The organism is Pleomorphomonas diazotrophica (genome assembly GCF_002844595.1).
In the GTDB taxonomy this organism is placed as follows: Bacteria; Pseudomonadota; Alphaproteobacteria; order Rhizobiales; family Pleomorphomonadaceae; genus Pleomorphomonas; species Pleomorphomonas diazotrophica.
Window position 1 is genome coordinate 24,220 of record NZ_PJNW01000014.1, and the last position, 13,333, is coordinate 37,552.

Below are 13,333 nucleotides of genomic sequence, written 5' to 3' on the forward strand. Positions count from 1 at the left end.
ATTATAAAAGGCAAGCACCATGCCCACGACAACGGACAACCTCAAGGAAGCCTTTGCCGGCGAAAGCCAGGCCAACCGCAAGTATCTCGCCTATGCCGACGCCGCCGTCCGCGAAGGCAAGCCGGGCGTTGCCAAGCTGTTCCGCGCGGTTGCCGCCGCGGAGACCATCCATGCCCACGCCCATTTGAGGGCGCTTGGCGCCATCAAGGGAACCGCCGACAACCTCGCCGATGCCATGGATGGCGAGAGCCACGAGTTCACGTCGATGTACCCGGCGATGGTGGCCACGGCGAAGGCCGAGGGACACAAGCGCGCCATCCGCTCGATGACCGAGGCGATGGAAGTCGAGAAGATCCACTACGGCCTGTTCGGCGACGCGCTGGAAGCGGTGAAGGCCGGTGGCGACCTTGGCGACGTCGTCATCCGCATCTGCCCGAACTGCGGCCACACGGTCATCGGCGACGCGCCAGACGCCTGCCCGGTCTGCGCCTGCGCTGGCGAACACTACAAGATCATCGAGTGATCCGACTGGCGCCGCCGGGACGGGCGGCGGCGCTGGCTGGGGCAAAACGGCAAACGCCACCAGACGCACCGGTGCGCGTTGGTGGCAAACAACTGTTGTGGCGGGGCAAAGGTGGTGCCGCACGACGGATTCGAACCGCCGACCCCATCATTACGAATGACGTGCTCTACCAACTGAGCTAGTGCGGCGCCGGCGCGGGGCTACCCCCGCGGGACGGGGCGTTGATACCGGCATCCCCGGCTAATTTCAAGCACCGCTTCCGAAGAAAATGAAGCCGGCGCCGATCCCCTCACGAGAAGGGCGATTGCGGGGTCAGGCTGCGCGTCAGCCCCTTGCCGTTGGCGGGACCCGGATCGTCGGGCGGCGGCGGCAACACGGCCAATGGATCGACAGCGACACCACCCGCCGTCGGCGACGGTGGCTCGGCTGTGGCCGGCTTTGCCGGAGCGACCGTGAGGATTGGTGCGGGGGGCGTCTCGGCCTTTTCCGTCGTCGCGATCGGCTTGTCTTCGGGTTCGGCGGCCACTGCCTGCTGCGGCTTATCCTGCTCGATGACCGGAGGTGGAGCGGCAGGCGGCTCTTCCGCTTCAACGATTGGCGAGACCTCCTGCAGGACGGGCGGGTTCGGCGTCGCCGCGATGACAGCGAGGTCCTCACCCTCGATCGCCTCTCCTGTCTCGCGTTCGGCCGGCACGCGCCACTCCACCGCGTCGAGCCGGCCGGACAGCGGCGAAAGCGGCTGCCAAGCGTCGAGCACCAGACCATCGGCGGTCCAGGCCGCGTCGCGCGGCGCCCGCACGGCGCGGGCGAGCCATTCGCGAACGCGGCCGATATCGCCGCTCTCGCTCTCTTCGAGCTCGGCCATCATCAGGCAGACGCGTTCGGTCGGCGCTTGGCGCAGGGCCTTGGCAAGCGCTTCGCGAGCCAGCGTGAACTCGCGCGCATCGAGCGCGGCGCGGGCGACGGTGACGGCCCCTTCGGGATGCACCGGCTTCAGGTTTTCCAGCATGTGAGCGCGCTTCAGGCGGTCGCGCGCCGAATCGCCCGGCCGAAGATGCAGGTAGGCCACGGCAAGATCAGGATGCGGATTGAGCTTCCAGGTCGCTTCCAGCACCTTCGCCGCGCGGCGCGTGTCGAGCTGGCGAGCCAGCGTGCGGGCGGCGACGGTGGCGGCCGGCACGAAGTCGGGTGCTATCTTGTGCGCTTCGAGGGCGAAGGCGCGTGCCTTCTCCGGTTCGCCATCCTCGATCTCAAGCGCGCGGGCGGTGAGCAGCACCGCTCTCAGACGATTGGCGTCGCCCTTGGCGACCAGACGGCCCGCCATATTCTGGTCGAGCACCGACAGCGCCTCGCCCCAGTTCCGATCGGCGGAGAGATAGTCCATCATGGCAGCGCCAGCCCAGGGCAGGGCGGGATTTTCCTTCTGTGCCTCGGCGGCGAACTGGCGGGCGGCGGCGGCCTCGCCGGCCCGCGTCGCTTCAATGTAAAGACCACGGAGGCCGAGAAGGCGCGTCTCCGGCGCCTTGAGCATGCGGGTGAAGGCTTGCCGGGCGGCATCGCTACGCCCTTCCAGTTGGGCGGCCTGGGCGGCGAGCAGCAGGACCAGCGGTTCGCTCTCCAGAAAGCGATTGGCTTCGGAAGCCTCGCGTTGGGCAAGGCGGTAGTCGCCCGAGCCGACGGCGATCATGCCGCGCGATAGCGCGCGATAGCCACGATCGCGACGGCGGCCGGCGAAATAGGTGCGAAGGCCGCGCGGGGCGCGCCAGAGACCCGAGGTGATCTTCCAGATGACGAGGAGGGCAATCGCAAGGACCAGCAGAGCCACCACGACGACGCGGAGCGGTGGCGCGGCGGCGCCCCCCGGCCAGCTGACCGAGACGGCGACCGGTACCCCGCCCAGCCAATCAAAGACGAGGACGGCGAGGAACAGCGCGGCGACCGACAGGAGAATGCGGATCATCTCGGAGCCTTTCCGAAGCGGCAGTGTCAGTTGGCGGCGGGCACCGACAGGCGATCGACGATACGGGCGGTGATGGCCTTGACACCGGCATCGACACGGACGCGGGCATCGAGGTCGGCGAGCCAGTCCTCGGCCGGCGGGCGGGCCCAGGCGGGCAGGGTATCGGCCGCGGCCTTGGCGGCGGCGGCATCGCCGCGTTCGAGGGCCGCACGGATCGCCTCGACGGCGCCGGAGGCCGGATCGGTGACCGCCGGGCCGGTCTCTCGATAATTGACCAGCGACTTGGCGCTGTCGAAGACGCCGTCCATCCAGCCCTTGCCGGGGTCTACCGGCCGCCGCGCCAGCATGGCGTCGACGGGCAGCGTGGCGAGCAGGCGGTCGCGCGTCGGCACGCCCTTGTCGGCCAACGCCTTGAGGTCGTCGAGACCGGGAAGGTCGGGCGCGGCGGCAGCGACCACGGCGAGGTCGGTTGCAAACGGCAGGCCGGCGTCGATCTTGCCCGACAGCGAGGTGAGCGCCAGCGACAACGCGGCGACCTCACCGCCCTTGGGCGCGTTGGCCAGGCGCTCTTCGATGGGCGAAAGGCGAGCCGCCGTGGTGGTGGTCTCGGCTTTCAGGGCATCCAGTGCCGAAGCCAATTCGGAAAGCCGATTCTCAAGCGCGGTGACCGTGGCGGGGTCGACGGCCGGTTTGGCAGCGGCGGCCTTCTCGGCCGTGTCCAGACGGGCGGCGAGGTCATCGACGCGAGCCTCGAGTGGGCCAAGGTCGACGACAGGCGCCTCTTTTCCCTCGAGCGCGGCAATCCGGCCGGCGAGCGTCTCCGTTGCGGTTTGTCCGGCAGCCAGGCGGTCGGCGACGTCGCCGAGGCGGGTTTCCAATGTCGCTGGGTCGACAATGCCGGCCTCTGGAGGCTCGTTGGAGCGCGGCAACAGGGCCAGCATGAGCGCGGCTGCGATACAGCCGCCGGCGATGCCTGCCCCGAGAAGGGGCAGGAAGGCTTTGATCTGGCTGGGGCGGTTGGTATGCGGCGCCGCAGCGGCTTCTGCTTTGGCGCTTTCTGGCTTTTCCGATCCCAGCATGGGCTTGTCCAGCGGCGGGTCGCCGATGGGCGGCTGCTCATCCGGCGGGGTGTTGGGAGGTACGTCCGGCTCCGGCGGATCCCCGAACGGCGGCTGTTCTTCCGGCGGCTGGATCGGCGGCACGTCCGGTCCCGGCGGCTCGGTAACAGGCTTTTCCGGGCCTGGAGGCTTGGGCGCAGGTGGCTCCGGAACGGGCGGTTCGCGGGGCGGTTCCTGTGGCGGCTTCGGCGGTTGGGCCGCCTTTGCCACTTCGGTTGCCTCAAGGTCGATGACGGGAGCTTTCGGGCGATTGCGCCGGCTGGCGGCGTCCTTGCGGTGGTCTTCGGATGTCATGGTCTCAAGTCCCTCCGCTACATGCTCGCCGCCGGCAGTTTCGCGCAGCCGAGCGGCAAGCGCAACGCTGGCTTCAACGAGGGCCGGACCAGTCGGTTCCGACGCGACGATCAGTTCGGCAACACGGCCGACGAGCGGCGCCGCCGCCGCCTCGGACAAGGCCGCCGCGCCGAGGCGCGCAAGACGAGGTGTCCAGTCCATTGTCTCCATGAGATCAACGAAAGCTTGCGCGGAGCGGCGCGAGGCGACGATCAATCCGGTAACGCGCCCGTCGGCGAAGGCGGCGGCCACATCCGGCGCCAGGGTTTGGCGTGGCTCGGCGCGGTAGAGTTCAGCCTCGGCGACCGCGACGCCGAGCCCGGCCAGCCGACCGGCGATGTCGCCGGCCTTGTCGCGACCTCCGGCATGCACGAGGCGGTTGAAACCGGTCCGAGCCACGAGATCGACGAGGTCGTCGGCGTTACCGTCGGCCGAACGGACGTCGGTGAAGCCGGCCGCGCGGGCATCGTGGGCGGTGCCGCCGCCGACGGCGATCACCGGCAACCGCGTCACGGTATCGAGGCCATCTGCACCCTTCAGGATGGCCACCGTCTGGCGCGACGTGAGAATGAGCGCCTCGGCGTCGGGATCGGCGGCCCGGACGCGGCCGGCCGGATCGTCGGCCGGCTCGATGGTCAGCATCGGCTCGGCGAGGGCCGGAACGCCTCGGGCGATGAGCGCCGCCACCATGTCGCTCGCCTGCGGTTCCGGACGGAGGACGAGGAGGACCATAGTCAGCTCCCGCTGAAAAAGCCTGGCCCGGCCAGCGCGGCGAGGCGGGTGCCGAGGCGGTCGCCGACGCTCTCCGGATCGGATCCGCTTTCCCGACCCTCATGGGCGACGCTGCCGTCCGGCGTGAGGATCAGTCCGTGGAGATCGACACCGCCGTCGGTCGCCACAGCATGGCCGGCGATCGGCGTGCGGCAGGATCCGTCGAGCCGGGCGAGATAGGCTCGCTCGCAGGTGAGCGCGATCGCCGTGGGCCGGTGATGGATCGGTGCCAGGAGTTCGGCGATTCTGGGATCGTCGGCCCGGCTTTCAATGCCGATTGCGCCTTGGCCGACGGCCGGCGGAAAGGCCTCGATATCGAGAATCTCGGTGGCGACGTCGAACATGCCGAGCCGCTTCAGGCCGGCGACGGCAAGCAGCGTCGCATCGGCGACGCCTTCGCCGAGCTTGCGCAGCCGGGTCTGGACATTGCCGCGATAGGGCACGACCACCACGTCGGGCCGGAGGCGGCGGACGATCGCGGCGCGGCGCAGCGAGGCCGTGCCGACCACGGCAGCCTCAGGAAGTTCGGCAAGCGAGCGATATTTGAGGGACACGAAGGCGTCGCGCGGATCCTCGCGCTCAAGGAAATGGCCGAGCACGAGGCCATCAGGCAGGACCGTCGGCATGTCCTTGGAGGAGTGGACGGCGATATCGAGCGCGCCGCTCAGCAGTCCGGCCTCGATCTCCTCGGTGAACAGGCCCTTGCCGCCCACCTCGGCGAGCGGCCGGTCCTGGATGCGGTCGCCGGCCGTGCTCATCGGCACGATCTCGATCTCCGGCGCACTTACGCCCCAGGCGGCGATCAGCCGGTCGCGCACCTCGTGGGCCTGGGCAAGGGCGAGCGGGCTGCTGCGCGTGCCGAGGCGGATGGGTTTTGGTTGCACCGGTTCGCTCCCCGTGTGATAGAGCCGTGAAACGAAGGCGTCGGCCGGCCGACGGTCGAAGACGGCGGCGAATCGTCCCTAACGTCTCGCCTCGCCATGGCAACACTTGGACCATGGGGCGGCGCGAGGCAACGTGTTCTTGGGTCTCGTCTTTCGAGACCCGTCGGCATCGGCGAAGAGGGATTGACCAGGATGGACGACCTTGGGGATATCGTCGTTCTCGGCCTCGAAAGCTCCTGCGACGAGACTGCCGCCGCCGTGGTGCGGCGGCGTACCGACGGTTCGGGCGAAATTCTCTCCAATGTCGTCTTCTCTCAGATCGAGGAACACGCGGCCTTCGGCGGCGTGGTGCCGGAAATCGCCGCTCGTGCTCATGTTGAGGTGATGGACGGCCTCGTCGAGGCGGCACTTGCTGAGGCAAAGCTCTCGCTTGCCGACGTCGACGCCATCGCTGCGACGGCCGGGCCTGGCCTGATCGGTGGCGTGCTGGTCGGCCTCACCACCGCCAAGGCGCTGGCCTATGCCGCGAAGAAGCCGCTCGTCGCCGTCAACCATCTCGAAGGGCACGCGCTCACGGCGCGCCTCACCCACGGCGTCGATTTTCCCTATCTCCTGCTTCTGGTCTCGGGCGGGCACAGTCAGATCCTGAGGGTCGACGGCGTCGGCCAGTATACGCGCGTCGGCACCACCATCGATGATGCGCTGGGCGAGGCCTTCGACAAGACGGCCAAACTGCTGCAGCTCGGCTATCCCGGCGGACCGGCCGTCGAGAAAATGGCCGCCGAAGGTGATTCTCGCCGCGTGGCGCTGCCTCGGCCGCTGATTGGCCGTGATGAGCCGAATTTTTCCTTTTCCGGTCTCAAGACGGCCGTTCGCCATGAGGCCGAGGCGCTGGCGCCGCTTTCGCGGCAGGATGTGGCCGACATTTGCGCCTCCTTCCAGGCGGCGGTGTCCGACGTGGTGGCCGATCGGGTGGGTCTCGCCGTACGGCGGTTTGCCGAAACGCTTGCTGATGGCCACCCGCCGGTTCTGGTGGTGGCCGGTGGCGTCGCCGCCAACAAGGCGATCCGCAGCCGGCTCGACGCGCTGATGTCCGGCCTCAACGGCCGCCTCGTCGTGCCGCCGGGCAACCTCTGCACCGACAATGGCGCGATGATCGCCTGGGCCGGCGCCGAGCGGTTGGTGACCGGGCATGCCGATGGCTTCGATGTGGCGGCCCGACCGCGCTGGCCGCTCGATGACGTTGCCGCGCCGCTCGTCGGTCACGGCCGGCTGGGGGCGAAGGTATGAGCAACACCATCGGTGTCTATGGTGCCGGCGCCTGGGGCTCGGCGCTGGCGTTGACGGCGGCGCGGGCCGGTGCCGAGGTGATCCTCTGCGGCCGCAATGCGGAAGAGGCGGAGACGCTGAACGCCACGCGATGCAGTCCGCATCTTGAGGACGCCGTCTTCCCGTCGGCGGTGACGGCTTATGCTGACCCGGCTGCGCTGGCCGGCGTCGATCTCCTGCTTCTTGCCGTGCCTGCCCAGTCCTGCCGGTCGGCGGCAGCGGCTCTCGCCGGCATTGTCGGGCTGGAAACGGTGATCGTGTCCTGCGCCAAGGGCATCGAACAGGCGACCGGTGTGCCACCCTCCGTCGCGATCGCTGCGGCCTTGCCCGGTCGACCGGTGGCCGTACTGTCGGGCCCGGGTTTTGCCGATGACGTGGCGCGCGGTCTGCCAACGGCGGTCACCGTGGCTGCCAGGGAGATTGCGCTTGCTGATGCCATAGCGCGACGGCTTGCCGGACCCAGCTTTCGGCCTTACGCCGCCACCGATGTCGCTGGCGTGGAACTGGGCGGCGCCCTCAAGAATGTCCTGGCGATCGCCGCCGGCATCGTCGCAGGGCGGGCGCTGGGCGCATCGGCCCAGGCGGCCGTCATCACGCGCGGCTTCGTCGAGATGCGTCGCCTCGCTGCCGCTTTCGGCGCCGAGGCGGAAACGCTGATGGGCCTCTCCGGCTTTGGCGATCTGGTGCTGACTTGCTCCTCGACCCAGTCGCGCAACTTCTCCTTCGGTCTTGGTATCGGTCAGGGAGAGTCGCCGGCGAGCTTCGGCAAGCTTGCAGAGGGTGCCGCCACCGTCGGCATCGCCGTTCAGAAGGCGACCGAGTTTTCGGTCGAGGTGCCGATCATGGCAGCCGTGGCCGACGTGCTGGCCGGCCAGCTTTCCATCGACGACGCGGTCGATCGGCTGATGGCGCGGCCGCTCAAGCGAGAGAATGTCATCTGACGTCGTCCTCCCGTTGCAAATTGCAACGGGAACGGGGCCGTACTGCCGGGGCGATCAACATATAGGCGTCAGGATGCGGCTCTGGATCCATATGTTGAAGCCGGCAAAATTACGGCCGGAAACCGAATCGCAACCATGATCGACGAAACTCCTCTGCGTCGGCGTCAGGTCGCGCGTAGCCGGCCGGTCCGAATGGACACCGGGTCCGTCCTCGTAAATGTTCTTGCGTCGAGGGCGGCCCGAGCCCCATCTCCTCTTATGCCATCAGTTCCTTGAGCGGCTTCGTCTCGACATCGAAACGGGAGACGTGCTTGCCGGCTTCCAGGAGTTTCTTGGCCGTCACGAAGGCGGCGGGGAAGTTAAGGGCGTCGACGGCGATCGCCGAGCCCTTGGAGAAATACCAGACGGCGTGACTGCCGGGGCGCGGCCCGTCCATGGTCAGCGTGTCGTCATAGCCGTGGTGAAGGCCGGCGATCTGCAGCTTGGCGTCATACTGGTCGGACCAGAACCATGGCTGCGGATCGTATGCGCCTCCTTCGCCAAGGAGCGCTGCCGCAGCCGCTTCGCCCTGGTCAAAGGCGTTCTGCACCGATTCGAGACGGATCAGGCGGTCTTCATAGCGGAAGCGCGCGCAGTCGCCGATGGCGAGGATGTCGGGATCGGAACTGCGGGCAAATTGATCGACCACAATACCATCATCGACGGCAAGGCCCGACGCTTCGGCAAGCCCGGTGTTGGGCGCAACACCGATGCCCACGACGGCGAGGTCGGCGGCGATCGTGCGCCCATCCATCAGCTCGACACCTGTGAGACGGCCATCTGCTCCAACCAGACGAACGACGGCGGTGCTTTCAAGAATATCGACACCGTGAGCCTTGTGGAGGTCGCGAATGAGGTCGGCGGTCGCGGCGGCGGCGACGCGCTTCAGAATGCGGTCGGCAAGCTCCACGACTGTAACCTCAAGACCGCGCGTTTTCGCCACTGCCGCCGTCTCCAGGCCGATGTAGCCGCCACCGATGACCACGAGGCGCCGACCGGGCTGGAAATCGGCCATCAGCGCGTCAGCGTCGGCTTTGTCGCGCAAGGTGAAGACGCCCTGAAGGTCGCCGCCGATCACCGCCGGCAGACGGCGCGGCGTGGCGCCGGTGGCGAGAACGAGGGTCGCATAGGCCAGCTCTTCGCCGCCGTCGAGCGCGACGACCCGCCTCGTGCGATCGATTGCGGCGGCTCGGCGGCCGGTCAGCACCGTCACGGCATTGGTCTCGTACCAGGCCGGCGGCTTCAGCAGCAGTCGGTCAAAGGTCGCCTCGCCGACGAGATACTTCTTGGACAGCGGCGGCCGCTGGTAAGGCAGCACCGGCTCGTCACCAATGATCGTCACCGGCCTGTCCGAACCGAGCGCACGGAGCTTGCCGGCGAAGGCTGCGGCTGCCTGGCCGGCGCCAATGATGACAATGGGATCGCTCATTGTTTTCTCTCGCTTTGAAGCCCCCAGCGGGAAGGGCTGGTTCAAGCTATATCGAGATCGCCCACCGCACGGAAGCGGTGGCGGCGAGCCGTCCCTATCACGCCGTCCGTCTTTGGTCGCATCTCCTGGAAAGCTCGGCTCTTCCAGCCAGATCGGACTTGTCACCCGCTTTGAATCGTCACAACATGCAAGGCGGACTTGCGGCGATCTCACGGATCAAGCTGCGGTCCGACAACAATAAAATGGGCCGCCTCCTCGCCATTGGGTGGGATGGCCGGAGGAAACGTGGAGCCGTGCGGCCGGGAGGGCCCGGCACCGGCGGATTGGAGTGACTGATGTTCCGTCTTGACGAAAAGCTTGCTCGCATTCGGGCGGGTGCCTATACGCGCGCCGATTTCATCATCGCCGATGCCAAGGATCCCGACATGGGACCGTCGATTCCCGGCGCGGGTCCGCTCCGGGCCAAGGACGGAACGCTCGGCCGCTACCAGACGCGTCCGGAATTTCTGAAAAACGTCCAGGCGATCGTCGAGCAGGACATCGTCGACATCATGCTGACGTCGGCTTCCAGCTTCGAGCTGCTCAACGAGCAGGGCGTCTACAAGAGGTCCAAGGTCAAGCCGGCCATTCGTGCCAACGATACCACCGACATCTGGTTCGTGCGCGGCGGCGTCTATCCGAAGAAGCCGTCGCGGCCGTTCCGCAGCGCGTCGATTTCGCGCGTGACCACCGGCACCGTCGATCCGGCGCCCGGTGCGCCGCTGGTCGGTACCGACCTCGGCCTTTACTCGATCACCTTCAACAACGATCTCGACCATGACTACGCCTCGCTCGAGGCCTTCGCCGAGTTCCGCTACGAGGCATCGCTCAACGGCTTCAAATACTTCCTGGAAGTGTTCAATCCCAACGTCGACACCGGCATCGATGCCGATCTCGTGCCGCACTACATCAACGACTGCATCGCCCGCTGCCTCGCCGGCGTGACCAAGGCAGACCGGCCGGAGTTCCTGAAGATCGCCTATAACGGCCCGAAGGCGATGGAAGAGCTGGCCTCCTACGATCCGACAGTCATCGTCGGCGTGCTCGGCGGCGGCGCCGGCACCACGCGCGACTGTTACGAGCTGATCTTCCAGTCCGAGAAATACGGGGCCCGCGTCGCGTTGTTCGGCCGCAAGATCAACCTCGCCGAAGATCCGCTCAGCATGGTCAAGCACATGCGCGCGGTGGCGAGTGGCGATCTCTCGCCGACCGAGGCGGTGAAGTCCTACCACGGCGATCTCGCCAAGGCCGGCATCAAGCCGAGCCGCGAGCTCAACGCCGACCTTGAAGTGACCGAAAAGCCGCTCAAGGCCGGGCTTGCCTGATCATGCCTGCAAGACGCGGCATCGTCACCGGGGGAACCTGGTGCGTCGACAACAACCGCGTGATCAGCTTCTGGCCGGAGGAGGACGGCATCGCCGAAATCCTCTCCCAGGAGCTGGCCGGCGGCGGTTCCGGCTGCAATCTCGCGGTCGATATCCGTCATCTCGATCCGACGATGCCGGTGGAGACCATCGCCATCGTCGGTGACGACGAGGGCGGACGCTTCCTTCGCGGCATTGCCGAAGAAGCGGGAATCGATCATCGCCAAATGCACGTCGACGGCTCGCTGCCGACGCAGTTCACCGACGCCTACGCTTCGGCGACGACACACCGCCGCACCCACATCTTCTCCAAGGCGGTGGCAGCGGCGCTCACGCCCGATCACTTCGATCTCAAGGCGACGACCGGGCGCATCCTCCATCTGGGTCTGCCGGGCTTTCACAAGCAGCTCGACAGTGTCTGGACCGATGGCGACAACGGTTGGGTGACGGTGCTGAAGAAGGCGCGTTCGCTTGGCCTCAAGACCAATATCGAGCTGGCCAGTCTTGAGGCGCGGGTTCTGTCGGATACGGTGATGCCCTGCCTCGGCCATCTCGACTACGTGGTGGTGAACGATACGGAGATCGGCGCGCTTGCCGGTCTTCCCACCGTCAGCCACGGCGTGACCGACGCCGGCCTTTGCGAGGCGGCGGCGCGGAAGGTGTTGGAGGGTGGCGCCATGGAGCTGGTGGTGGTTCACTGGCCGAAACTCGCCATCGCCGTGACCCGTGACGGTACCGTCGCCAGGAAAACCTCCTGCGCCATCCCGGCCGACCTTGTTGTCGGCGCCAACGGAGCCGGCGACGCCTTCGCCGCCGGCATGATCTATGGCCTTCACGAGGGCTGGCCGCTCGAAAAGTCGCTGGCGCTGGCGCATGCCACGGCAGCCTGCTCGCTGCGGTCGGTCACCACGTCCGGCGCGGTGGTCGGCTGGCAGGAGACGCTGAAGCTGGCCGATGGCTGGGGCTGGCGGACCTGAAAATGTCCCCGGCAGTTCGTCCTGCCGGGGGATTTCATCATCTACCAGGCGGAAAAGGTGGCGCGTGCCGCGTTGAGCGGCTTCAGCGCCGCGTAGAGAGCGCGGTACTCGCCGTAGAGGAAGTCCATCCGCTGGCGACGCGACGGGTCGGGTTCGAACAGGCGGTCGGTGACGACGAGGCTGTCCGCCGCCTCGGCGATCGACGAGAAGCAGCTGGCGCCGACGCCGGCGAGGATCGCCGCGCCCAGAACGCCGGCGTCCAGCGTCTTGAGCCGCCGGATCGGCCGGCCCAGCATGTCGGCGCGGATCTGGCACCAGGGGTCGGAAGCGGCGCCGCCGCCGGCCATCGAAAAGCTGGTTGCCGGCCGTCCGGCCGAAGCTTCCAGCGCTTCCAAGAGCCAGCGCACCGACGATGCCACGCCCTCGAAGACGGCGCGCGTCAGATCGGCGGGTCCCATCGAGCCGTCGAGACCGATGAAGGCGCCGCGCGCGCCGATATCCCAGATCGGCGCCCGTTCGCCTTGTAGATGGGGCAGGAACAAGGGCGTGGGCTGGTGGGGATCGCTTTGGGCGACGAGCGCGGACAGTTCGGACGGCGCGCGTCCCGTGAGGTTCGACAGCCAGGCGAGCGAGGCGCCGCCGGCCTGCGTCGGGCCGGCGTGCAGGGTGATACCCTCGCAGGTCGGAAAGGCGACGACGCCGGCAGCAGGGTGGCGCGTGCTCGACACCAGGCCGACGATCTCCGACGTGCCGGAGAGATACATGCAGTCGTCGTCCCGGAGAGCGCCGGTGCCGATCAGCCCGGCCCATGCGTCCATGGCGCCAGTGACCATCGGCGTGTCGGCGAGTGGCAAGCCTGACCGGATGCGACCGGCCGACTGCGTGAAGCTTCGGAGCGGTGGCAGGCGCTCGGCGATTCCGGGCACGAGGTCGAGGAGGCGAGACACGTAGGCGAGCGACTGGTCGATGAGGCCGAAGGCGGTCATCGGGTCGGCGGTGGCCTCGCCGGTGAGGTTGAGAATGCAGTAGTCCTTCGGCGCCATCAGCCAGCGCGTCCGCCCCCAGAGGTCGGGGTGGTGGCGCTTCAGCCAGAGGGCGCGGGCAAGCGGATGACTGGCGTCGATGGGAAGCGGAGCGCCCCACCAGCCGATGCGTTCCTCCAAGGAAACCTGCGCGTCGAGCTCGGCGGCTTCGACGCCGGCACGACCATCCTGCCAGGTGATCGCCGGCATGAGCGGTGCGCCGTCCTCGCCGACGAAAACATGGGTGTTGACCTGACTGGTCAATCCGACGCCGGCAGCGGCGCCGTCCGCCAAACCATCGGAAAGCTGGGCGAGGGCTGCTGCGACGCGGTTGGTCCAATCAGCCGGCTCCTGTTCGGCATACCCGGGTGCCGGCCGCTTCATCGGGTAGGGATCGGCGAAGGTCCTGAGCGCTGCACCGCTCTCGTCGAACAGAGTGGCCTTGACCGAGGTGGTGCCGACGTCGATGCCGACGAGGAGGGGCGTCTTCATGGAGGGATCCGCGGGGCAGAACAGAATGCCGCAGAGATCATCACGCCGCCTCTCGCCTGTCCATCGCGGATTCTCGCTTCTTGCCCAAAAGCTTCGCCCTGAAACAACCGGC

General features: G+C 67.8%; 10 protein-coding genes and 1 tRNA gene. 5 read left to right on the forward strand and 6 right to left on the reverse strand.

Going from position 1 to position 13,333, the window contains the following annotated elements; all coding sequences use genetic code 11:
* Positions 1–19: 19 nt before the first annotated feature.
* Complete coding sequence (locus CXZ10_RS16115) at positions 20–523, forward strand: rubrerythrin family protein (protein ID WP_101290388.1); 504 nt, start codon at positions 20–22, stop codon at positions 521–523.
* Positions 524–635: 112 nt separating this feature from the next.
* Here CXZ10_RS16115 and CXZ10_RS16120 read toward each other — a convergent pair.
* The 4 genes from CXZ10_RS16120 to hemC all read right to left on the reverse strand — a co-directional run bounded on the left by CXZ10_RS16120 (position 636) and on the right by hemC (position 5,589).
* Positions 636–711: transfer RNA gene (locus CXZ10_RS16120), tRNA-Thr, on the reverse strand.
* A 101-nt stretch (positions 712–812) separates the two neighbouring features.
* Positions 813–2,483, reverse strand: coding sequence for a heme biosynthesis protein HemY (locus CXZ10_RS16125; protein WP_101290389.1), 1,671 nt, complete (start codon positions 2,481–2,483; stop codon positions 813–815).
* A gap of 26 nt (positions 2,484–2,509) precedes the next feature.
* A complete protein-coding gene (locus CXZ10_RS21925; RefSeq protein WP_101290390.1) occupies positions 2,510–4,666 on the reverse strand; it encodes a uroporphyrinogen-III synthase in 2,157 nt (718 codons plus the stop codon).
* Between the two features lie 2 nt (positions 4,667–4,668).
* A complete protein-coding gene (gene hemC / locus CXZ10_RS16135) occupies positions 4,669–5,589 on the reverse strand; it encodes a hydroxymethylbilane synthase (protein ID WP_101290391.1) in 921 nt (306 codons plus the stop codon).
* 210 nt (positions 5,590–5,799) lie between these two features.
* Here hemC and tsaD point away from each other — a divergent pair, with 210 nt between their 5' ends.
* Together tsaD and CXZ10_RS16145 are read left to right on the forward strand one after the other, a co-directional pair.
* Positions 5,800–6,879 (forward strand): tRNA (adenosine(37)-N6)-threonylcarbamoyltransferase complex transferase subunit TsaD, encoded by a 1,080-nt coding sequence (gene tsaD, locus CXZ10_RS16140; RefSeq protein ID WP_180336051.1) that lies wholly within the window; start codon positions 5,800–5,802, stop codon positions 6,877–6,879.
* Positions 6,876–7,859: an NAD(P)H-dependent glycerol-3-phosphate dehydrogenase gene (locus tag CXZ10_RS16145; protein WP_101290393.1), complete on the forward strand. Its 984-nt coding sequence runs from the start codon at positions 6,876–6,878 to the stop codon at positions 7,857–7,859. The genes tsaD and CXZ10_RS16145 overlap by 4 nt, the downstream gene beginning before the upstream one ends.
* Positions 7,860–8,115: 256 nt before the next feature.
* On the opposite strand, the gene CXZ10_RS16150 is transcribed toward CXZ10_RS16145, so the two are convergent.
* The gene (locus CXZ10_RS16150; RefSeq protein WP_101290394.1) at positions 8,116–9,327 is read right to left on the reverse strand and encodes an NAD(P)/FAD-dependent oxidoreductase; all 1,212 of its coding nucleotides are present in this window, start codon (positions 9,325–9,327) and stop codon (positions 8,116–8,118) included.
* Positions 9,328–9,662: 335 nt separating this feature from the next.
* On the opposite strand from CXZ10_RS16150, the gene CXZ10_RS16155 reads away from it, so the two are divergent.
* Together CXZ10_RS16155 and CXZ10_RS16160 are read left to right on the forward strand one after the other, a co-directional pair.
* Positions 9,663–10,691 carry a hypothetical protein gene (locus tag CXZ10_RS16155; protein ID WP_101290395.1) on the forward strand — a complete coding sequence of 343 codons (1,029 nt, stop codon included), beginning with the start codon at positions 9,663–9,665 and terminating at the stop codon, positions 10,689–10,691.
* 2 nt (positions 10,692–10,693) lie between these two features.
* Positions 10,694–11,707 carry a carbohydrate kinase family protein gene (locus tag CXZ10_RS16160; RefSeq protein ID WP_180336034.1) on the forward strand — a complete coding sequence of 338 codons (1,014 nt, stop codon included), beginning with the start codon at positions 10,694–10,696 and terminating at the stop codon, positions 11,705–11,707.
* Positions 11,708–11,748: 41 nt separating this feature from the next.
* Here CXZ10_RS16160 and CXZ10_RS16165 read toward each other — a convergent pair whose 3' ends face one another.
* A complete protein-coding gene (locus CXZ10_RS16165) occupies positions 11,749–13,221 on the reverse strand; it encodes a xylulokinase (RefSeq protein ID WP_180336035.1) in 1,473 nt (490 codons plus the stop codon).
* Positions 13,222–13,333: the final 112 nt, after the last annotated feature.

Excerpts from the sequence above, each read along its gene's own strand:
- CXZ10_RS16115 (WP_101290388.1), top strand. The coding sequence starts at position 20 with ATGCCCACGACAACGGACAACCTCAAGGAAGCCTTTGCCGGCGAAAGC.
- CXZ10_RS16125 (WP_101290389.1), bottom strand. The coding sequence starts at position 2,483 with ATGATCCGCATTCTCCTGTCGGTCGCCGCGCTGTTCCTCGCCGTCCTC.
- CXZ10_RS21925 (WP_101290390.1), bottom strand. The coding sequence starts at position 4,666 with ATGGTCCTCCTCGTCCTCCGTCCGGAACCGCAGGCGAGCGACATGGTG.
- CXZ10_RS16145 (WP_101290393.1), top strand. The coding sequence starts at position 6,876 with ATGAGCAACACCATCGGTGTCTATGGTGCCGGCGCCTGGGGCTCGGCG.
- CXZ10_RS16150 (WP_101290394.1), bottom strand. The coding sequence starts at position 9,327 with ATGAGCGATCCCATTGTCATCATTGGCGCCGGCCAGGCAGCCGCAGCC.
- CXZ10_RS16155 (WP_101290395.1), top strand. The coding sequence starts at position 9,663 with ATGTTCCGTCTTGACGAAAAGCTTGCTCGCATTCGGGCGGGTGCCTAT.
- CXZ10_RS16160 (WP_180336034.1), top strand. The coding sequence starts at position 10,694 with ATGCCTGCAAGACGCGGCATCGTCACCGGGGGAACCTGGTGCGTCGAC.
- CXZ10_RS16165 (WP_180336035.1), bottom strand. The coding sequence starts at position 13,221 with ATGAAGACGCCCCTCCTCGTCGGCATCGACGTCGGCACCACCTCGGTC.